18 protein-coding genes and 3 pseudogenes are annotated in these 21,112 nt (G+C 65.1%); 9 read left to right on the top strand and 12 right to left on the bottom strand.

Going from position 1 to position 21,112, the window contains the following annotated elements; all coding sequences use genetic code 11:
• Positions 1-179 precede the first annotated feature (179 nt).
• From MVF96_RS01160 to MVF96_RS01145, 4 genes are all read right to left on the bottom strand, one after another.
• Positions 180-1,589 (bottom strand): carotenoid oxygenase family protein, encoded by a 1,410-nt coding sequence (locus tag MVF96_RS01160; RefSeq protein WP_247450869.1) that lies wholly within the window; start codon positions 1,587-1,589, stop codon positions 180-182.
• 45 nt (positions 1,590-1,634) lie between these two features.
• Entirely contained in the window at positions 1,635-2,258 is a 624-nt protein-coding gene (locus MVF96_RS01155; protein ID WP_065631305.1) for a hypothetical protein, read from the bottom strand.
• Positions 2,259-2,380: 122 nt separating this feature from the next.
• Complete coding sequence (locus MVF96_RS24470; protein ID WP_272498762.1) at positions 2,381-4,351, bottom strand: helix-turn-helix domain-containing protein; 1,971 nt, start codon at positions 4,349-4,351, stop codon at positions 2,381-2,383.
• A 215-nt stretch (positions 4,352-4,566) separates the two neighbouring features.
• Positions 4,567-5,385, bottom strand: coding sequence for a hypothetical protein (locus MVF96_RS01145; RefSeq protein ID WP_014924716.1), 819 nt, complete (start codon positions 5,383-5,385; stop codon positions 4,567-4,569).
• Between the two features lie 196 nt (positions 5,386-5,581).
• On the opposite strand from MVF96_RS01145, the gene MVF96_RS01140 reads away from it, so the two are divergent.
• The 6 genes and pseudogenes from MVF96_RS01140 (at position 5,582) to MVF96_RS01115 (ending at position 11,467) form a co-directional block, all read left to right on the top strand.
• Positions 5,582-6,286 carry a TnsA-like heteromeric transposase endonuclease subunit gene (locus tag MVF96_RS01140; RefSeq protein ID WP_306302404.1) on the top strand — a complete coding sequence of 235 codons (705 nt, stop codon included), beginning with the start codon at positions 5,582-5,584 and terminating at the stop codon, positions 6,284-6,286.
• A gap of 377 nt (positions 6,287-6,663) precedes the next feature.
• Positions 6,664-8,478 carry a transposase gene (locus MVF96_RS01135; protein WP_247452178.1) on the top strand — a complete coding sequence of 605 codons (1,815 nt, stop codon included), beginning with the start codon at positions 6,664-6,666 and terminating at the stop codon, positions 8,476-8,478.
• A gap of 83 nt (positions 8,479-8,561) precedes the next feature.
• Entirely contained in the window at positions 8,562-9,533 is a 972-nt protein-coding gene (locus MVF96_RS01130) for a TniB family NTP-binding protein (RefSeq protein WP_238553839.1), read from the top strand.
• Positions 9,533-9,904 (top strand): annotated as a pseudogene (locus MVF96_RS01125) (TniQ family protein); the annotation flags it as partial. The gene MVF96_RS01130 and the pseudogene MVF96_RS01125, both read left to right, overlap by 1 nt.
• 480 nt (positions 9,905-10,384) lie before the next feature.
• Entirely contained in the window at positions 10,385-11,095 is a 711-nt protein-coding gene (locus MVF96_RS01120; protein ID WP_238553849.1) for a hypothetical protein, read from the top strand.
• A 63-nt stretch (positions 11,096-11,158) separates the two neighbouring features.
• Complete coding sequence (locus tag MVF96_RS01115; RefSeq protein WP_247450867.1) at positions 11,159-11,467, top strand: TniQ family protein; 309 nt, start codon at positions 11,159-11,161, stop codon at positions 11,465-11,467.
• Between the two features lie 48 nt (positions 11,468-11,515).
• Here MVF96_RS01115 and istB read toward each other — a convergent pair whose 3' ends face one another.
• The gene (gene istB / locus MVF96_RS01110) at positions 11,516-12,301 is read right to left on the bottom strand and encodes an IS21-like element helper ATPase IstB (RefSeq protein WP_006361228.1); all 786 of its coding nucleotides are present in this window, start codon (positions 12,299-12,301) and stop codon (positions 11,516-11,518) included.
• Positions 12,298-13,807: pseudogene (gene istA / locus MVF96_RS01105) on the bottom strand (IS21 family transposase). The gene istB and the pseudogene istA overlap by 4 nt, the downstream one beginning before the upstream one ends.
• A gap of 151 nt (positions 13,808-13,958) precedes the next feature.
• Between istA and MVF96_RS01100 the strand changes: the two are divergent.
• Positions 13,959-14,114, top strand: a pseudogene (locus tag MVF96_RS01100) (TniQ family protein); the annotation flags it as partial.
• A 729-nt stretch (positions 14,115-14,843) separates the two neighbouring features.
• Here MVF96_RS01100 and MVF96_RS01095 read toward each other — a convergent pair.
• A complete protein-coding gene (locus tag MVF96_RS01095; RefSeq protein ID WP_247452186.1) occupies positions 14,844-15,830 on the bottom strand; it encodes a hypothetical protein in 987 nt (328 codons plus the stop codon).
• 233 nt (positions 15,831-16,063) lie between these two features.
• On the opposite strand from MVF96_RS01095, the gene MVF96_RS01090 reads away from it, so the two are divergent.
• On the top strand, positions 16,064-16,663 hold the full coding sequence (locus MVF96_RS01090) for a maleylpyruvate isomerase family mycothiol-dependent enzyme (protein ID WP_336283402.1): 600 nt from the start codon (positions 16,064-16,066) through the stop codon (positions 16,661-16,663).
• 7 nt (positions 16,664-16,670) lie between these two features.
• Here MVF96_RS01090 and MVF96_RS01085 read toward each other — a convergent pair whose 3' ends face one another.
• The 5 genes from MVF96_RS01085 to MVF96_RS01065 all read right to left on the bottom strand — a co-directional run bounded on the left by MVF96_RS01085 (position 16,671) and on the right by MVF96_RS01065 (position 20,559).
• Entirely contained in the window at positions 16,671-17,357 is a 687-nt protein-coding gene (locus tag MVF96_RS01085; protein ID WP_247450864.1) for a haloacid dehalogenase type II, read from the bottom strand.
• Entirely contained in the window at positions 17,354-17,740 is a 387-nt protein-coding gene (locus MVF96_RS01080) for a DUF1304 domain-containing protein (RefSeq protein WP_247450862.1), read from the bottom strand. The genes MVF96_RS01085 and MVF96_RS01080 overlap by 4 nt, the downstream gene beginning before the upstream one ends.
• A gap of 9 nt (positions 17,741-17,749) precedes the next feature.
• A complete protein-coding gene (locus tag MVF96_RS01075) occupies positions 17,750-18,580 on the bottom strand; it encodes a shikimate 5-dehydrogenase (protein ID WP_247450861.1) in 831 nt (276 codons plus the stop codon).
• Positions 18,581-18,661: 81 nt separating this feature from the next.
• Positions 18,662-19,522 (bottom strand): RNA polymerase sigma-70 factor, encoded by an 861-nt coding sequence (locus MVF96_RS01070; protein ID WP_247450859.1) that lies wholly within the window; start codon positions 19,520-19,522, stop codon positions 18,662-18,664.
• Positions 19,519-20,559: an NAD(P)/FAD-dependent oxidoreductase gene (locus tag MVF96_RS01065; protein WP_247450857.1), complete on the bottom strand. Its 1,041-nt coding sequence runs from the start codon at positions 20,557-20,559 to the stop codon at positions 19,519-19,521. Before MVF96_RS01065 ends, MVF96_RS01070 begins: the two co-directional genes overlap by 4 nt.
• Before the next feature lie 126 nt (positions 20,560-20,685).
• On the opposite strand from MVF96_RS01065, the gene MVF96_RS01060 reads away from it, so the two are divergent.
• Positions 20,686-21,108 (top strand): VOC family protein, encoded by a 423-nt coding sequence (locus tag MVF96_RS01060; RefSeq protein ID WP_418930411.1) that lies wholly within the window; start codon positions 20,686-20,688, stop codon positions 21,106-21,108.
• Positions 21,109-21,112: the final 4 nt, after the last annotated feature.

Raw genomic sequence — 21,112 nt, 5'->3', positions numbered from 1 at the left:
CGATAGCGACGAGCCACGAAGGGCCTGGTGAGATGCCTTGCGAGACCCTTCGCGGCTCGCTTCGCTCGCACCTCAGGGAACAGAGAATGAAGCTCGCTGCTCAGGAAGGAGGCACGAGTCTACGATCCCCGCTTCACCCCCCGCCCCCTGAGGAGCGCCCGGAGCCTGCGGAGGGCGCGTCACGAAGGGTCCGCGAGCCATGCCCCGTGCAGCCCGGCGGGGACGCGGATCGGGAGTTCGACGGTGGCGACCGGTCCGGCCGTCGGCTCGTCGGCGGCGAGAAGGTAGAAGTACGACCGCATGTCGGCGGGGTCGGTGCCGATCGCGCCCCAGTGATCGCGTTCGACGCCCGGGATGTAGATCGGTTCGCCGATCGCGGTTCCGGGACTCCAGAAGGTCTCGGTGCCGGCGGAGAGATCGTGGAACCAGAGACTGTCGGTGGCATCGGTGTCGCGGGGCCCCTTCGCCACCGTTGCCACGCGGTGGTGGTCCCGGGTGAGCAACCGGTCGTCGACTCGCGGGAACTCCATGTTGAAGGCGTTGTCGCTGATCGTGTTCCGGGTGATGGTGCCATCAGGGCGGATGATCGCGCGGGTGAGCGCCGACGTCGCCGGCCGGGGTTCGGCGGCGAAACCACCCGGGTAGCTCCACTCCACGTAGTCGACGGTGACACCGTCCTCGGCGCTCGGGCCGTCGAAGGCGTTGGCGAAGTGCCACACCCAGAACGGGTCGGTCTGGACCCAGCGCACCGGACCGCCGTCGCGCGGGATGAGGGCGATGCGCGTGCCGTCGTCGGGTTGCCAAGACAGCAGCGAGCCACCGGTCATCGCGGCTTCGAGGTCGAAGATCAACGGGCACACGAAGAGTACGAGGTACCGCGACGTGAGGGCCATGTCGTGGATCATGACCGACTTGTCCAGACCGTCGACCGGCGTGGGCCCGGTGGTCGTCGTCCCGTCCGCGGACACCACCGACCACGTCAGGTATGGCGACTCGAGTCCGTAGTTGAACAAGACCATCTCTCCGGTGGCCGGGTCGATCTTCGGGTGGGCGGTACTGCCGACCCGCATCGCGCCGTCGCAGTCGGTCTTGGCCAGCGTCGCCAGCGTCGACGGCTCGAGCAGGTAGGGCTGGTCGGATTCGGCCATCGCCATCAACCGTCCGCCGTGGCGGACGATGTTGATGTCGGGCAGTTCGCGGTAGGTGCCGGCGAGTTCGTCCCCGACAACGCTCGCGGGTGGTGTGTACCCGTCGGTGAGCCCGGACCAGAGTGCATGTCCGGCAGCCTCTTCCGCGATGACCATCGGGGTCCGGACGAAGCGGTTGGTGTACCCGACGCGACCGCCGTCGATGCTGATCCGGTGCACCATGCCGTCACCGTCGAGGGGATAGACGAACGATCCGATGGGATCGAAACGCGGATTGGGGCCGTTGCGCAGGTAGCTGCCGCGCAGATCCGCGGGGATCTCGCCGCGGACGGGCAGGTCGGTGACATCGACCTCCTCCCGCTGCGGGGCGTACACACCGGTGAGGTGGGCGTGATGCGCGAGGTCGACGGGGGCGGGGGTGGGGGGCGTGGTGATGGTCATCGGATGTCCTTAGGGCGGGTCGGTAGGAGGGCTGTGCCGCGGGGGTCAGCCGGCGGTCGGGGCGGTGGAGGCGGCGGGCGCGCTGGGGGCCGCGTCGGCGATTGCCCGGGTCCGCTTGACCGCGAACACGATCAGCGCGATCGGCACGACCCAGTTGAGCAGGATGTTGCCCGGGTGGCTGCCGGACACCGATGCCGACGACGCCAGCAATCCGGCGACGATGTGCGAGCAGCCCATGAGTGCGATCGCCCCGGCCCACAAGAGGCTGATCTGGCGGTTCTTCGCGCGGAACACCGGTGAGTGCCACAGGGCGGGATCGACGGTCTCGCGGGCGTACTGCTCGGTGAACGGAACCGTGAACGCGGACACGGCCATGACCGCGGCGAGGACGAACGCCGAACCACCGCGACCGAAGAACACGAGCGCTTCATCGACCTGGGTGTCACCGACGATGCCGATGAGCGCGATGACGCCGAACAGGACGACCCCGGCGACGTCGATGATCTTCCAACCGCCGCCGGTGCGGACGGCCTCGTAGATGGTGACGGCCAGGGCCAGCGCGCAGGCGGCGATCGCGGCGAGCGTGACGTGGTCGGCACCCAGGCGTTCGGCCGCCCAGGCGAACACGAACCAGGGGGCTAGTCCCAAGATCATGGATTTGGCGTTCACGGCTGGTCTCCTTCGGTACGGCCGAGGTGGGTCCTCGTTGGGGTACATCCACTGTCCGCCGGGCCGATGACGCGTACATCTGCGTCATGACGGAGAAATCTGCGCCAACCGTGCGACGATGCTCAGTTCTGCTGCCGACCCACGACGAACGCGGCGAGTTCGACGCGGGTGCGCAGGCCGAGTTTGGCGAGGGCGTGGGAGACGTGGGTCTGCACCGTGCGGGTCGAGATGAACAGTCGGTCGGCGATCTCGCCGCCGCTCATGCCGGCCGCGACCAGTTCGGCGACGGTCGTCTCGGTCTTGGTGAGACTGTCCCAACCATGGGTCGGCCGGTCGCGTGCCGCGGGGTCGAGCCGAATCCCCAACGGACGCAACCGCGAGGCCACGCGTGCGGAGCTGGTGCTTGCTCCCATGGCACGCGTCAGTCGCATCGCTCGCCGGGCGAGCTCGCGGGCGCGGTCCCGGTCTCCCGAAAGGGCGACCGCGCACGCGGCTTCCTCCCACATGCACGCCTCGGACTGCCGGTCCCCGACCGCCTGCACGATCTCGGCGTACTCGTCGGCGGCGTGCACGATCGTCAACGGGTCCGCGTCGTGGAGCACCACCGAACACATCGCGCGGGCCACCGCGACGGGCCCGGACATGGGCCGCGCGGGCGGTACCGGGAACTCGTCGAGCCCGTCCAGAATGCTGCCGAGCAGCGCGGTGTCGCCCGCACGCGCGCCGATCCGCGCGGTCTCGAGAACGACGGTGGGCAGCCAGGAGTACAGACCGAACCGGCGGCCGTGGTCCCATGCGCGGCCGGCTGTCGTCGCGGCCGCACGTAGTTTCCGGTTCGCCTCGAGCAGCAGGGCGCGGGCGCGGGTGGGCACCGGGAAACCGAACTGGTCCGGTAACCCCGTGTCGTCCCACGCGTCGAGGCGAGTCGACGCGGCCGCCAGGTCGCCGCGCAGCACGTCGACCATGGCCCGCCCGCCGACCGCCATCGACTTCCAGCCCATGTCCGCGGAGTCCGCGCGATCCAGTCCGGCATCGAAAGATGCCGCCGAGTCGTCGAGGTCGCCGAGCCCGAGAGCTATTCCGCCGCGGGTGAACTCGTGGTAGGCGGTCATCCAGTCGGCGCCCCGGCTCGATCGCAACCGGGCGGCACCCGCGAGCAGGTCGGCCGCCGCCGCCGGGCCGTGCGCATACTGTTCGATCAGCGACGGCCAGATGTCGGCCGACGACGTCGACAGTGTGCCGCCGGCGGATTCCGCCGCGTCCCGACGCGAGGCGAGCAGCGCGATCCCGAGCGCCTCCTCCACCTCGCCGCGCAGGAACCGGCGTAGCGCCTCGGCGATCAGGCCGGACACCGATCGGGTGGACGCGTCCCGCTCGACGTCGAAGAACGGGGTGTCCGGCGCGGGTCTTCGTCCGTCGAGAATGCCCACGTAGTGCCGCAGGTCGGTGAGCGTGCCGGCGACGTCGTCGCCGACCGGGAGCTGCAGGGTCTCGTCGATCAGGTCCCGCACCCGGTCGGTGTCCCCCTTGGCGATCAGGGCGAACAACAGGATCCGATGCAGCTCGGCGAACTCGGCGATCTCGGTCGCCAGTGCCATGCCGTCCTCGGCGACGCGTGAAGCCCGGTCGAGCTGCCCGGTTCGGGCGAGGGCGAGCGCGAGTGCGGTGTTGACCCCCGCCGACGGACGTGCGGTGCCGGCCAACGTCTGCAGGAGTTCCGCCGCGACCGCCGGTGTGCTGGCGAGTTCGCTCTCGGCGCGGCGTACCGCCGCGAACATCGCGGATTCGTCACTGCCCGAAGCGATTCGATGATGAGCCACGGACTGCGGATCGTGCCGGGTACTGGGATGGCTGGCGATCGCATCGTGCAGCACCGAGCGCAGCATCGGATCGAGTTGTCGATAGGTGACATCGGCGTACAGATCGTGGGTGAACCGCAGCGCTCCCCCGTCGTCGACGCCGACGATCCCGGCGTCGATCGCCGACTGGGCCGGCCCGACCAGCGAGGCGGGTGGAACCGCGTCGACCGCGGCCAGTTGGGCGAGTGTCGAGATGCAGCGAAGATTAACAAGGTGGTCCAGCTTGTTTAACAAGCCTGATCACGGCGTAAGAACCGCCCTGACTAGGGCAAACATGGTCGGTCGAGCGTTGCCCGTAGCCCGCGTTTTCGCGTGATTTCCTGCTAATTTTGCCGGGCAATCTATGCCTGGGAATCGCCGATTGCGCGGTGAAACCGGGCGACGAAGGGTCTGAAGTGACCGGCGTCTGGCGGCCGGCCATCGGCGATTGGCCAGTGGGATGAGCTCGTCTAATTCGCAGATGACGTTGGCGCTGGTTTTGGGGATGTGCTCGGCGGATTCGGCGCTTGTGTGGTGACTCCGTGACCGGGCTTGGTCAGCGGAAGGGTTGCGAGGTGCTTCTGGAGCCGCTTCGACATCGGCATGAACGTGACGAAGGTCAGGCTTCCCGAGACAACCGCTCCTACCAGCGGCACGACCTTGGCTGCGCTCTTGGCGAAGACCTGCTTGGTCATCTGAATGCCCAGGAGCCCTGCAACCTTCTTGACCACCGGATATATCGCACCCTTGGTGAGAGCCTTCTGCGGCAGCTTCCTGGCCACTTCACTTGCGATCAACTTCGAGACTTGCGCCACGCTGGCCTGGGCCGCGTTCACGCCAAACATCACGCCGATGAACAGCGTGAGCATGCTTTCGGTCGCGGAGTCCATTCCGTCGGCGTTGTCGTCGAAGAGCTCCGGCCAGCTGTAGATGTAGGCGAGTTTCTGGACGACGCGAAGAAGGTAGCCATAGTACTGTGCGATATCGGCCGGGACCGTGCCGATCGCTGCGAGGCCTCCGGGGATGCCAGCTGCCGTGGAAAGTGTCGTCACCTTGCCGGTCTCGTACTTGATCACGCTGTTGGCGATCTTGTCGATCACTTGAGGTGTTACGCCTGCTTCGGCCGGTGTTGTGGCGATAGCGAGTTTGATCTGCTCGTCGGTGCAGTATCGCTTCAGCTCTCTGCGGAGGAAGGCCTCCCGGTTGATCTGCACACCCGGCAGTTGAGCCGATGCCCGCAGCGTCTGCTCGAACTTCGTCGACGGCGCGACCTGATCGCCTTTGGCCATGGGAGCAACCTATAGCAACCTTCCGACACGGACCGCTGATGGGGCGGAGGAGACGTCGGCCTATCACGCGAAATGCCTCGCTGACCGTTTGTCGACTTCCTCCCTTAGCGGCTCTCCGACCTCGATTTCTTGCTAGATTTGCTGCTAATTCCTGCCGAAGCGGAGGTGTCACTTGACCGAGAGTTCCGGCGCGGCGGTGACTTGGCGGTTCCGATTCGCTGGCGACAAGGTGTCCCGTGTGTGGAACTGGCAGTCTGACGGTCCGCCGGATCTTGCACGTGTAGTTCCGATTCGCAAGCCTCGATCGTCGGAGCGACAACGGCACATACCGGTCACTGCGTATTCACTGACCATGCGCGACCACCTTGAACTCGAGTCGGGCCTCGAGCATGACCTCTTGCGACGCCTGGACCGGCTCCACGATGTCGTCGCGCTGGTACCGCAACCGTGTCAGCTGAAGCGGGGCGGATCGTCCTCGGCGAAAAACACGCCCGACTTACTCAGCCTTGACGACACCGGGTCGGTAACGCTCTGGAATGCACGCCTGCCGCACAAGATGGACGACAAATTCAAGCTTCAGGTCGCAATGGTCGAGGCCGCCTGCGCGAATGTGGGATGGCGCCACGAGGTATTCAACGGGCTCGACCGCGTAGAACGCCTAAACCTTCTGTGGCTGCACGGCTACCGCCGAAGGCCTTCCTGGTATGACCAGGTGGCTGGCGAGATCGGGAAGGAAGCAAGTAACGACGCCGCGACTCTGGGCTCCCTATTTCGTCTGGATACCGGAAACGGGGAGGCCATCGCCGTGGTCTGGCACATGGTCTGGTCCGGCGAACTGGATACCAACCTCTCGAAGCGATTGACGATGGAAACGCCAGTGCGCGCAGGACTGGTGGCGTAATGGACACAAGTCGCACAGTGGTTGAGGTCGGTGGCCGACTTCTGACTGAGTGGGGAACCGGTCTGGTGACAGCGGTATCAGCGGCCGGCGTAGACCTCCGCACCAGCGTCGGCGATTCCTTGCACGTCGATTGGCCCGAACTCGCCGAGGTGCGACTCGTGGTCGATGGCGATGTAGCGCCAATCAGACCGGCGCTCCGCCCGTACTGGGATGGCCTGTCTGAGGAAACGCGCCGAGCCGCCCTCGACAAACTTGAAATCGTGCAAGAGATACTGACCGGCTACCGGGACGGTCACGCCGAACTCGCGCGCGACGGCGAACCGCGCCCACCCTTCGGTGAAGGCTTCGGCGTCTCCGAGGCGGCGCGCTGTCGCGCGATGGCGGTCGCGTTGCAGCAAGAAGCTGCGGGAGATCGTGCCCTACAACGCCGCATCGCGAACGGTGAGATCAAGCGATCGGCTCCGGTCGACAGCACCATCCGCAACTGGGTGCGTGCTTGGAAACGCGACGGACTACTCGGGCTCCTCGATGCCAGATCCCTGCGTCGCGAACAGACGTGGGAGCGAATCGATGAGCGCTATCGGACTGTTGCTGAGTTGGTCTTCGCCACCCTGGACGGAGATCGGGCGGACGTCAACATCAGCGAGCTTGATCGGCGGATCAAGGTTGAGCTCAAGCGTGCAGGGCACGTGAATGTCTCCACGCCGCAGCGCCTGACGGCAGAGTATCTCGCGCACCTCAAACGGGGCGCGGGCGCAACAACCCGCACCCAGAGAAGCCGGTCGCTACAGCGCGTATCGGGCAAAGAGCACTTCCCCGCAATCAGGCCTGGGCAAATAGTCGCCATCGACGCCACGAGGGCGGATAACCTCGTATATGACCCGCTTCTCGGGCGACCCTTCAGCGTCGAAATCCTCACTGCGATCGACGTCGCCACCAGAGTGATCCTCGCACTGCGCGTGGTGCCGAAGAGCGCCGATGGAATCGATGCCGGGCTACTTCTTTACGACATCTGCCGCCCGTTCTCGATGATGGTGGAGGGCACCACCATCAGTCACTGGCGCTGGGCCGGTTTGCCCCAAGTCGTCGACGCTTCTGATGTCGCGGTCAAGGTTGGGCGCAGAAGTGTTGCACCCGATTTCACTACGCTTCAAGGAGAGCACCACATCCCTGGCGTCATGCCGGACGCGATCCGCGCCGACCACGGTTCGATCTTCGTGTCCGATCACTTCCGCGCGATTCTGCGTGACTTCGGGATTGACTTGTTGCTCAGTCGCGGGAAAAAGCCAACGGACAACCCCCACGTTGAACGCTGGCACGAGACGCTACAGCGGGCCGTTCAACAGCTCCCTGGCTACAAAGGTCGCAATACCTCGGAGCGCGGCCGATTGGTCGCCGAGGAGGCATTGGTCACGGCCGCCGAACTGGAAGAACACCTTCGGCGATTCGTCGCCTTGGACTACCACCGGTCGTGGCACACAGGCTTGGTTATCGGTGGTGAGCCCACCGCTCGCACCAGTCCTTTGGAGCTCTGGGACATCATGCTCGACGTCACCGGCCGTATCGACGTACCGCAGCGTGCAGACATGATCTATCAGATGCTTCCGGTCAAGTGGGGCACAGTCGGAGTCGCAGGTGTCGAGTTTGCTGAGATGGTCTACGACGGCAAGCTACTCGATGATTTCCGGAATGTCGCACGGGGCCAGTTCAGGGACGACGACAACAAGGTTCCCTTTCTTGTCGACCCGCACGACTTGTCGAGCATCTGGTTCCCGCACCCCGAGACCGGCCGTGTACGCCCCGTTGCGTGGCGAGGATCTTTCTTCACTGACGCGCCGATGACCGATACGATCGTTCAGGCTGTTAGGCGGCGCGTCCGCGAACGCGGCGGCAACCACATTCTGAGTCGGGGCTCAGCGCAGCGGCAGATCCTCGACGAGCTCACGGAACTCACCTCTGGGCCCGTTCCAACTGACTGGACTGCCAAACTGTCAGCCGCGCACCGCAGAGTTGAACAATCGCGCAAAGACCACGAAGAAGCTCAGGCAGCCCAAGGTGCAACCCGCGACGAAGCCACTCAGTCGGGCGGCAACGAAGCACGCACCAAGACGCCCCATACCGATTCACCCCAGGACGACGTTCCCTTGGACATCCTCGACGTCCCGTGGCCGACGATGCGGGCCGACTCCTGATGGACTCCCTCGCTTGGCATTTGGCTTGCACCAAACCGGAGTTGCCAGAACCACCTCTGTACACGTCGGCTGGTTGGGACAGGATGACATCCGAGGACCGCGCGCGGGCGGTCGATGCGCTGCGTCAATGGATGAATGGACTCTACGTCGAAACGGCCGAGACCCGCGCAGTCGCAGACCGACTCACTGAGATCGTGCAGGAGAATTCTGAAACGGGCCCCGGTGCGAAGGCAATAGCGTCGGTCACAGGTGCAAGCACGCTCGGGAAGAGCACGGCGGTCCGCCGCTGGGCCACAAGGAAATACGTGGAATGGATCGTAGGCGCACCGAAAGGCCCTGCAGAACTGCCCACGTGGAACCCTCAGCCAACGATCGACGCAGACCTATGCCCCGTCGTTTGGGTCAACCTGCAATCTGGCTCGATGGTCAAAGGATTCAACTCCCAAGTCCTTGACTTCTTCCGCTTATCCGCCAGCGGCGCCGCCCACCAGACGTCAACCGCCGCGGTCAGGGCATTGGCACGCCACGGCGTGCGCACCCTTCTCATCGACGACTTCCATCTACTGCGTACCAACTGGAAGGGCGGCCGGGAGGTCCTCGATCACGTGAAGTACATGAACACCGAGCTCGGCGAATTCAACGCCAGCTTAATTCTGGTTGGGACAGACCTCGAATCCAGTGAAGCCATGAGCGATGCCCAGCTTATCGGCCGCCTCCAGCCAATGAGCTTCAGTCCGTACGGAATCGAGACTTCGGAGGAGCAACACGCGTGGCAGCAACTGCTCTACGGGCTGGAAGGTTATCTCCTTCCGCATCTCCCTCGGGCAAGCGAAGGGCTTCTCACTTCACAGCTCGCGGGGCCCATCTGGAAGCGATCTCAGGGCTACGTCGGTGACGCGACACGCCTCCTCCGCATTGCGACACTTGCAGCGATCGCCGACGGCACGCACACGATCAACCCAGAACACCTGAAGGAAGTCCGCCTCAGTAAACGAGCGCACGCAGCAGAGGCGGAAATCGATCTTCGGCGCCGCAGCAAGCAGAGCAGGGTGTGATGTCACCGGCAGACAACGGAAGGGGGCTATCCATGCGAGAGCCTCGTATCGGCTATCTGCCTGCTCGACCGATTCCAGCCGACGATGAATCGCTGGAGTCCTTCGTATCGCGCGCGGCGACGGCGAATTGCACCACCGTCACCAAGATCCTTGGTCGAAGTCAGTTACCGCGATCAGCGTCTGACTACGAGCCGATTCTGCGGCACCTGGCCACGCTGACGCGCCAGCCATTCTCGCGCATTTCGGCGATGACCCTTGATGACTGCCATAGTCGAGTGCTCGCGAAGGAAGGCTGGCTGGCAAGTGAGTGGGGTCAGCATTGCCGTTGCGCACCAAACGGAGTGGCACGGCGAGAGTGGGCGTTGGCTTTGTCTCCGGTCTGCTTCTACTGCGGGCACCTCATCGGCATGCCCGGTAGCGGCACTGCGCAGCTGACCAGAGTTCCCGACCGGATTCTGTCGGTCTGCAAGGAGGTCTCGTCCGCTGCGCACAGATCTGCGAATGACTTCGATGCACTCGACCGACTTGAGTGTCTCCGCGCGGAACTACCCTCGGTGGCTCGTCGGCTCAGTCGAGGATCTGCACACTGGATCCCAGCGGATGCTCAGTTGGTGACCACTGCGACGGCAGATCTTGCGACGAGTCACGAGTCCGAGGAAGAGCTACCGCGATCTCCTGCCGTTCGTGCACTGGCCATCGCAATGGCCTGGGAAGAACAGCGAACGTGGCTGACACCACGAGTATCTCCACATCCACGTCCCACTCCTGTCCGACCAGAGAATTCTGAAATACCCGATTCGCAGGTCTTCACTCGACGGGTACTCCGCACAGGCGCGAAGACTGTCAAGACCATGCGGTTACCGAAGAGCTCAGTCCGCCATCCACGCGGCGAAGATCTGATCCGGCTGGCGCTTGGCCATACGCAATTGACGCTTGACCACATCCCAGGGATCTACCGGCAAGAAGGCGAACCGTTCGTGCTCGACCCCGCCCAGTGGTTGTGGCGTTCCAGAGTCGCGCTACTTCTCAGTCAATGTGTTCGGTTGCGCGATCATTGGAGCCTTGCCGACGAGCCGACCTACCGTCTGACGAAAGCTGGTAGCTACTCGATTTGCATAGGGGCGTGGCCGAAATGGACTCCGATCTTCCACCGCGAGAGCGACATTGCCCATGCGATGAATCTGGCGCGAGCCCTATGCCTCGATGAGCTCGTCAACTACCGTGAGCGCCGCGACGCGTTAAGAAGGATTGAAGCCGCCCCGCCGGACCTGGTCGGCACCCTGCCCGCAGCCGCCCGGAACTTCGATGGCTGCGCCCGGCTCGCCGCATCTTGGATGTGGTTCGATGCAACCTGTGATAGCCCGCGTACACGGCCAGACGCCGAACACCTGAAAGCATTTGACGCTGCGCTCAACCCTGAAGGCCGTCTCATCCTTCGCAGTGCCGCCGAAGCGATCTGCGTCGCCGACGAAGATCTTGTGCGTCAGGTTGGGAGTGGAGACTTCGGTGTGGTGGATTCGGACCGAGTCTCAGAAGAGGACCGGACTCGTGTGGGCGCGTGACTTCCAGTCGCTCGCCGACTGCGGGCGCTACCAAACCGCGACGGCGACGGAGCCGCTGAGCTAATGCTCCCCGCTCGAGTTGCAATCGATCCACGCGAGTCGCTTGATTCGTACCTCGAGCGGATTGCACTTGTGAACGATCTGACGACCAAGAGTCTTGTCCGCATGCTCAAGGAGAACCGGGACGGATCGTCGGTCTCGACGGCTTTCATGCTGGTCCGGCCTAGCGATGAGCTCGTCGGCCGAATAGTGGATCTCACTGGGCTGGGGGCATCGGCCGTCGAGAATTCGACCTTGTTGCGTTACGACGGAGGCGCGCCACTCAACCTCGACGGCTTCGACCCGCTCGATCGGTGTCAACGGCCAGTTTGATGTCCCCGCTGGTGGCCAGGTAAAAGTCCCCACCCTGTGCGGGATGTTCTAGGTGGGTGGTACCTCCGTTCGGTGTGTCATGCGGTAGGAGTCGCCGTCGGTGATGACGATGGTGGCGTGGTGTAGGAGCCGGTCGAGGATGCTGGCGGCGGTGGTGTGTTCGGGCAGGAATCGTCCCCATTGTTCGAAGGGCCAGTGGCTGGCGATCGCGAGAGAGCGGCGTTCGTAGGCGCCGGCGACGAGCCGGAACAGTAGTTGGGTGCCGGTGTCGTCGAGTGGTGCGAATCCGATCTCGTCGAGGATGAGCAGATCTTGGCGTAGCAGGGTGTCGATGGTTTTGCCGACGGTGTTGTCGGCCAGTCCGCGATACAGGGTCTCCACGAGGTCGGCGGCGGTGAAGTACCGCACTTTGTGTCCGGCGTGTACTGCGGCGATCCCCAGCCCGATCAGGGTGTGACTCTTGCCAGTCCCGGCTGGGCCGATCAAGGCCAGATTGTGTTGGGCTCGAACCCATTCCAGTGAGGATAGGTATTCGAAGGTGTTGGCCGGGATGGAGGATGCGGCCACGTCGAACGATTCCAGGGTTTTGGTGACCGGGAACCCGGCAGCTTTGAGTCGGTTGCGGATGTTGGAGGCATCACGAGCGGCGATCTCGGCTTCGACCAGGGTCCGCAGCACTTCTTCGGGTGTCCATCGCTGGGTTTTCGCGGTGAGCAGTACCTCGGGTGCGGTGCGGCGGATCGAGGCGAGCTTCAATCGGCGTAGCGCTTGGTCGAGGTCGGCCGGTAGTGGCGGCACTGTTGGTGCAACTGATGTCGATGTTGTGGTGGTCATGACACCTCCTTGTCGCCGGCGCCGAGCTTGTAGGCATCCAGCGAGCGGGTGGGCGCGGTAGGCAGGTGCCCGAGCAGTGCTGTGCCGGCCGGTCGCGGGTTGGGGGTGCCGGCTCCGGCATCGAGGATCGAACGCACATCGGCGGCCTTGAACCGTCGGAATGCCACCGCCCTGGTCAGGGCGGTGAGCACCTGTTCGTGGCCGTGGGAGGTGACGAGCCCGAGGATGTCGTCGAGTTCACCGCTTAGGCGGGTGTTACCGATCGCGGCGGCACCGACCAGGAACTGCTCAGCAACCTCACCGAGAGCGCAGAACTGCTTCTCTGCTGCGGTTTTGGGTCGTGGTGCACGACTGGGCGGTGTGCGTGGCCCGCCGTAGTGGTCATCGTTGAGGACGACCTCTCCGGGTGCGGCCAGCAGATGTTCGGCGATCACCTCGCCTGAGGCGGGTTCGGCGATCAGGAGCCGTTCACCGTCCTGGATGAGGGTCACGGTGGTGCCGATGAGCCGGTTGGGTACCGAGTAGCGGGCCGAGGCGTACCGGATACATGAGAGGCGATCGACCTTTCGGGTGACCGGCGGTGGGCCGACTTGGGCCCGCAGATGGCAACGTCGACAGCACTTCTCGTTCCACATCGAGTTGCTCAGCAGGCACGCACAGTGTGTCGCTGTGGCGGCGGGTGTTGACCTCGACACACCAGTCCCGCGCGGCCCGGTTCGCTGCGTGCACATCCAGCTGCACGTCGTCACGACCAGCGGCGATCTTGGCTTCGGTCCACAACGGTTGCGCCAGATCTGACTGCGCGTACCCGCAGAGGTTCTCCACGATCCCTTTCGATTCCGGATCGGCGCCGTGACAGAAATCCGGGGCGAACCCGTAGTGGGTGGCAAACCGCACATACGAGGGGGTGGGTACGACGACGTTGGCGACGACTCCACCTTTGAGGCAGCCCATCCGATCAGCGAGTACCTTGTTGGGTACTCCACCGATCTCCTCAAAGGCTTCAGCGATGAATCCGAGTGTGGTGGTGGATGTTTCATTGGTGGCGAACCGAACGAACCGCCAGCGTGAGAACGCCAACACCGCGCAGAACATGTGCAGGCCGCCGATCACGGCCCAATCGATGACCAGGTAGTCACCCGGAGCCCACACTGCCGGGCGACGCCCACGATGGTGATCACGGCGCCACTGTGTTTTCTCCTGGGCGACGAGACGACGGAAGTTGCGGGCCGAGCCTGCATAGCCCGCCGCTCGCGCTACTGGTAGCAGACGTTTGGCGGTGATCCGGCCGTGTGACCGCTCGACTCGCTCGGCGACCAGCTCGGCGACGGTGTCGTAGTTGCGGGCCCGTTCCTTGCGATCGGGTGGTTGATCGTCGGCCTCGAACCGGTCGACCACACGTTTGACGGTCTTGTGGGTGGTGCCGCACACCTCGGCTGCGGCGCGATAGCTTCCGAGTTCTCGGTAAGCAGAAATGATGTCCATACGGTCCTTCGCAGACTTCAATGGAACTCCCAGGCGGTGATGGTGATCGGTTGGCACCTTCACCGTCATCGCCTGGGCCCTCAGTTCCGGGTCGACACGACGAACACAGGGTGGGGACTTTTATCTGGCCACCAGCGGGGACCTCGACCTGGCCACCAGTGGGGACTTTCTCATGGCCATGGACATCGATCGGGCGAGCTACCGCGCCATCGTTTGCCAGGGGTGGTTCCCGCAGCATGGGACGCAACTATGCCCACTCTGCCTATCGCACGACGGAATCTGGCAGCTGTCGTGGAAGCTACCGGTGTCGACAGTGTGTCCCGACCACGGCGTCTACCTGGTCGCTGAGTGTTCAAGCTGTGGCCGGCGCTTTCGAACGCGACACCACAGTCCGCTGCGTCCTCGGCTCGATGAACACCAGCCGTGCGGAAATCCGCTCGGATTCTCGGCTCCCTGCCGACACTCCATCCTGAGAGAGAAACCGACGGCTGCATCCGAAGGTGCAATTCGGACCGCAAAGCGGGTTACGGCCGCTATCGAAGGCGAAGAAACGAGCGTTCTCGATGGCGCTCTCGCGCCCCCCGCGTACCTCGCAGAAGTCCGAAACTTAACCACTCTTCTGCTTCACCTCGCATCCCGGGCTCGCGCAAGGGGTTTCGTCGAATGGGCCGGAGAGCTCCAAGCCGAAGCCGCTGGTCGCACAACTGAGCTTCGAGGGCCTCGGTGGGGTATTCAGCCGCCGACAAGTGCAGTCACCCGCGGTGAAGCACTGGCGGAGGCGGATGGGATTCTGTCCAGTCCGAAGAGTGCGGACGCCGTCGCACGGTTGGCCGAGTGGTTCGATCTGATCCCGGACGTCCCGGGCGGCCCGAGAGGATGGATCGTCAATCGCGCGGCAAAGAGTCCGGTGTTGAGCTGGCTGGTGGTCCAGGTGCTTTCAGCCCGCCGCCATGTCGGCCTGCAGATCGATCATCACGACGCGTTGATCGATCTGCCGCTGTCAGCGATCCCTCAACTTCTCGATGAGCACACCTACCGTCGTCATTTCGCTGGGATGCTAACAACGCAGGAAAGCACGGGGCGGCTGTATGCCTCCCTGTGTATTGCGCGCGCACAACGGCCAGGGTCGACGTGGTCCACCGCTGCAGCGAGTATCGAACTCGACCCGGATCGTGAACACGTCGATCGTCACCCCGTGCGGGTCGCGGATGACAGCTCTGGTCACCGCTTCGCCTGGCAGAGTCGACAGCTGTACTTGCGCGCCGTCGTAGGTGAGGTCACTGTGCGAGGCGCCGTCGTCGACAGCGGAGTCAGTCGCCCATCGAGTGTCTTCGACCCGGCCGGAGAACGAGTCGAGCACGGCGAGAAGGTGTCCTCGCCGGACGGTCACCGATGGAGTCCGGTTCGTCGACGCGTCGACGACCACTGTGGGACCGGCGTCCGTGACCTCGCCGAGGTCGTACGACCACACCGGCCTTCCGGTCGGCCCGTCGACCACCTCGAGTGTCGAGCCGCGTACATGCGCGAACCCGGGGCCGACGGCGTGGATCGGTCCCGCGACGGACAGTCGATATCGTGGCGTGCCCACGTCGGCGGGCTCGGATGTCTGCGAGCCCTCGCTGTGAACCACCGCTTCCGTCTTCTGGAGGTACGGCACAGCGGCCGTGATCGCGAGCAGCACGACGAGCATCGCGCAGCCCGCTCCGACCGCGATGCCGAGTCCTATCGATCCGCGCGCTCCTCGACGCGGCGCCCCCGCCCACACCAGCAGGGCGGTGGACGACGCGACGACCGCGGTGAGCGTCCAGACCACCGCGCCCGCCTCATCGACGAACCGGGCGCCGCTCCAGTCGCCTGATGCGGAGGCCACGACGACCAGGGGTGCGAGTGCTGCGAGAACAGCCGCGCCCCGAACTATGGGCGAGGCTCCCCGACCGGCGAGGTTCCATCCCGCAGCCAGGATCGCCGCCACCGAGATCACGCACGAGGCGGCCGGAAGCCAGACCATCATCTGGAGAGGCTCGACGACATCGGCTGCGGTCACCGATCCTGCCAGGGCCGATAGGACGGCAGTCAACGCAAGTGCGATCACCGCCCCCACCATCGACGTGTGCGGTCGCGCTACGTCCGACGCTTCGTCTGCTCCCGCGTGTGTGCTCACGGTTCGGAGCGTATCCACGCCGGTCGGCATGGTCAGTCGACCGACCGAGGCAGGCGCCGACGCCCGGACTACGCGAAACCTCCCCCGATTGATCTGTTCGGTCGACAATGGACGGCATGGGCCCCTCTATGAGACTCAGCCGGCACGAGGTGTGGACGGCGGTCCACGACGAACGTCGACGCCTCGCCGACGACCTCGCAGAGATCCCCGACGAGATGTGGCGGGCGGCGTCGCTGTGCCCGGGTTGGGATGTCGCCGACGTCGTCGCGCACATCGTCGACACCGCCCACATGGGTCGTCTCGCGTTCGTCCGCGACATGCTGCTCGCGCGTTTCGACTTCGACCGGGCCAACGATCTCGGTGTGAAACGACGCCGCCGTCCCCGACCGGCAGACCTTGTGGCCGACATCCGTGCGGCCGTCGACCTCACACGCACTCCCCCGGCGCCGCCGGCCACCCGGTTGGTCGAGGCGATCGTCCACGGTGAGGACGTGCGGCGGCCCCTCGGGCTGGTCGGCGACTATCCCGTGGACGCCGTCCTCGACGCACTCGACTACCAATTGAGAACTGCTGTCAGCTGGGGCGGCGGAGCCGAGCGCGCCGAAGGACTGCGCCTGATCGCCACCGACTGCGACTACGTCGCGGGTGAGGGCCGCGACGTGGAGGGAACAGCCCTCGACCTGCTGCTGACGGTCTCCGGCCGCGGGATCGCTTAGTGCGACCTCAGCAGCCGAGCGCGTCTGCCAGTTGATCGATGCCGGAGACGTGGAACAGGTCGAGCGGATCGCGTTCGGCAGGCTTGGGCTCTGGACCCCACTCGCGGGGCCGTTCGATGTACGCGGTCTGAAGTCCGAACGATCGCGCTGCCGCGAGGTCAGAGACGTGGGTGGCGACCATCAGGACTTCTTCCGGCCGCACTTGCATGAGGTCGGCCACGCCGAGGTACACCTCGGCCGCGGGCTTGTAGTGCCGCCACAGGTCTGCCCCGCCGACGAAGTCCCACGGGAAGTCGGCGTTCTTCGCCATCTCCGTCAGTAATGCGACGTTTCCGTTGCTGAGTGCCCCGATCGTGAATCGGGTCTTGAGGCGACGCAGCCCGTCCGAGGAGTCGGGCCATCCCGGGAGCACGTGCCACGCATGGACGGCGGCGTCGAGTTGTGCGGCGGTCGCAGTGACGCCGTACGAGTCGGCGAGCAGCCGCTGGAGCGATTCGCGATGCAGGTCGTCGAGCAGCTTCCACGGACGTTCACCTGACTCGACCTCGAGCAGGCCTGGCACGTAGGTGCGTCGCCAGTCGAGCGCCAGCCTGGATGAATCGAGGTCGGGGAACGTCTCCGCGAGTGCCGTCGACACTCCCGTGTACCAGTCGGCGACCGTCCCGAAGGTGTCGAACGCGAGGACCTTGATCACGCCAGCAGCCCGATCGCCAGGAGCAGCACACCGATCGCGGGTGGGACGAGCTGTTTGAGCGCTGCGGACGTCTTCGACGGATCCGACACGATCAGCACGATGCCCGCCGCCACCATGCTTCCGGCACCTGCGAAGACCAGCGTCGCACCGACGGCCTGTTGCCCCGCGGCGATCACCACGATGCCCGCACCGATGAGGATCGCGAGAAAGAGGTTGTAGAAGCCCTGGTTGAGAGCCAGCGGCTTGGTCGCCTCCGCCTCCGCCTCGGAGGTCCCGAACACAGCACGCGCCCGAGGTGTCGTCCACGCGATGGATTCGAGATAGAAGATGAACACGTGCACGAGGGCCGCCACTGCGGCGAAGACGAGACCTGCGATGAGCATGCTGGGATTTTATGCCCGCGAGTACTCCGACGCCGCACGAACCTGCTCCGGCGTCGGAGTGATCCCCGTGTAGAGAGCGAACTGCGCGGCCGCCTGACCGGCGATGACCGCATCGCCGCTGATGGCCTCAGCGCCGCGTGCGCGGAGTGCGCGGATCAGCGGCGTGGTCGGGGGCATCGCGACGACGTCGAGCGCGGCCTGCGCGGCATCAACGGCGTCCTGCGGGAACGGGAGGTCCTCCGATGCCGGGCCGCCGGCCATTCCGATCGGTGTCGCGTTCACCAACGTCGTCGGGCGGGAGTCGCCGAGTTCCACGGCGTGCGCGAATCCGTACTTCGCGGCGAGCGCCCCGCCGGTCTCGACGTTTCGCGCAACAACCGTGACATCGGTGAACCCCTCGTCACGCAATGCGGCGACGACGGCCTTCGCCATGCCGCCGCTGCCCGCCACCGCGACCGGGGCCGTCCGATCGAACGACGACGCCGCGAGCAGGTCCGCCACCGCCTGGTAGTCGGTGTTGTACGCCCGAAGAACGCCGTCGTCGTTGACGATCGTGTTCACCGAATCGATCGCCGCGGCCGACTTCTCGAGCACGTCGACCAGAGGGATCACCGCCTCCTTGTACGGCATCGACACCGCAGCACCGCGGATCGGCAGCCCCCTGATCCCGGCGACTGCCGCCTCGATGTCGGCGGGCGCGAACGCCTTGTAGACGTAGTTGAGGCCGAGCTCGTTGTACATATAGTTGTGAAACCGCGTCCCGATGTTGGACGGCCGGGCGGCGAGCGAGACGCAGAGGACCGTGTCGCGATCGAGAGTTCGGGAGTGGGGTGCGCTCATGGCCTCGATCGTATGCGGACGACGAGCGAGCCCGCCGCACTCGTCACGACTCGGGATCGCCGGTTCCCCGCTGTTCTCGCCTCAGAGGCTCAGCGACGTCAGTTTCGCGGGGTTTCGAACGACGTACACCGCCGTGACCTGCTCGTCGACGACCTCGATGCAGGTGACGTTGTCGATCGTGCCGTCAATCGACGAGAGCACCGCGGGCATTCCGTTGACGACGGTCATTCGGAAGCCGAGTTCGCCCATCGCCGTCCCCTTCGAGAGCAGGCCGACGAGCAGTCGCGCGACTCGGTCGGCCCCGCGTACGGGGCGCCGTGCGGCCGAGACGACGCCACCGCCGTCACCGAGGAACACCGCGCCAGGAGCAAGTGCGTCCATCAAGCCCTGGACATCGCCGGTGATGGCGCTTGCAAGGAACTGTTCAGCAACGGCCTGTGCCTGGGACGGTTCCGAAACAGCCGTGCTTCGCCTGGCGCGCACGTGATTTCGCGCGCGACTCGCGATCTGTCTCACCGCGGGCTCGGACTTGTCGACCGCCGCCGCGATCTCGCTGTACTCGAACGCGAAGACCTCACGAAGCACGAACACCGCGCGTTCGGATGGAGTCAACGATTCGAGGACGAGCAGCATCGCGGTGGTGACCGCTTCTCCCGTCAGAACGTGGTCGAGGGCATCGCCGGACGCCGTTTCGAGAGGCTCCGGCAGCCACGGTCCGACGTAATCCTCACGCCGACGGGCCGCCGACCGCGCCGCGTTCAACGCCTGCCGAGTGACGATCCGCGCCAGGTACGCGCGCGGGTTGGTGATGCTCTCCTTGTCGACGTCACGCCACCGCAGCCAACTGTCGGAGACGACGTCCTCCGCGTCGGCCACCGACCCGAGGATCTCGTACGCGATCGAGAACAGCAGGGGCCGATGCTCGACGAACTCGTCAGTCATCGTGGGCCCGGGATCGTCACCGCGGAACCCTTACGGGCCGACGTCGCAGCGAACTTGCAGACCTGCTCCTTGAAGTACGCGCCTGGTCGACCTCCGAACCAGATGCGCGTCGGCACATCGTTGCGGTGCGCATGTTGAATCACGGCGTTCCGGCGCCCGAGGGACACGTTCTGCCCGACGAACGACATCGAGAACGGTGTCGGTTCGTCGCCGCGGAGCTCCCTGAGCACGTTCTTCGCCGCGTGCGCGCCCTGCGGCAACGCCGCCTGACAGCTGGCGCGTGTTCCAGCGACCGCCGCGGCGTCGCCGACCGCGTACACGTTCAGGTGACTCGTACTGCGAAGCTGCGAGTCGACGCGCACTCTGCCCGTCTCATCGACGTCGAGGCCGCTGCGTGCCGCCAGGTCGCTGACCCGAGCGGCCACCGCCCACAATGTGAGGTCCGAGTGGTCGGCAGTCGTCCACGTGCCTCGAACGATCTCGACGCCCAGAGACGACAGGACCTCGGCGACCCTGGTCCGTGCGGCGTCTCCGAGCGATGCACCGAGTTCGTCGCCGACGAGCCGAACGGCCAGGTCTGGTCGCTGCTCGGCGATCTCCGACGCGGCTTCGATCCCGGTCAAGCCTGCCCCGGCGACGGTCACCGTCGCGCCTTCTCGGAGGGCACGCAGGCGTCGGGCGGCCTCGCGTGCTTGGTCGACGTCTCCGACCGCGAGCGTCCCCTCGGGTGCGGCGGCCGAGCTTCCGACCGCATAGATCATGCGGCCGTAGTCGAGCGACGTGCCGTCGGACAGCTCGACGACGCCGTCGCCGACCTTCTCGACTGCAGCCTTCCGGTGCACGACACGGCCGTCGAGCATCTCTGACAATGGCCGCGTCGCCGGTCCGCTTCCGGCGATCTCTTGGTGCAGCCGTACTCTCTCGACGAATTCGGAGTGCGGACTGACGACCGTGACGGTCAGTCCACTTCCTTTGCGCGCCAACAGATTCGCCGCGACGATTCCCGCATATCCAGCCCCTGCGATCACGATGTCCATGGTGTGACTCCCTCAACGTCGGTGATTGACATACATGGGACACCGCCCGGCGCCTGCCTGTGACACTCCGCCAGTATGTCGCCGATCACAACAGCCGTGCACTGATACCGTGGCGGTCAGCATCGCGTGTCGGTGACGGACTGCGTCAGACATGGAGGTGCCGTAGACGAAAGTCTCACCATGCCAGTCAGTTTCAATCACACCATCATCGGCGCGCACGACCCCGCGTTGTCCGCCGACTTCTACCTCGCCGTTCTCGGCGCGCGCCCCGCTCCGAACTGGGGCCCGTTCATCAACATTCAGCTCGACGACGACACGTTGTTGCAGTTCGCTCCGGCACCGGTCAACGATCCGATTCACATGGCGTTCCTCATGAACGATGAAGAATTCGATCGTGGATACAACGCCCTCACGACGCTCGCTGTGGAGCACTGGGCCGACCCGCAGATGACACGCCCCGGCGAGATCTCCACAGATGAAGGCAAACGCGTGTACTTCAAAGATCCGTCAGGCCACCTGCTCGAAATGCTCACGCAGGCGTATCTCTGATCCA

The organism is Gordonia hongkongensis, from assembly GCF_023078355.1.
GTDB classification, from domain to species: domain Bacteria; phylum Actinomycetota; class Actinomycetes; order Mycobacteriales; family Mycobacteriaceae; genus Gordonia; species Gordonia hongkongensis.
The sequence above is the reverse complement of the archived record's forward strand: the minus strand, read 5'-3'. Positions and strand labels throughout refer to the sequence as shown.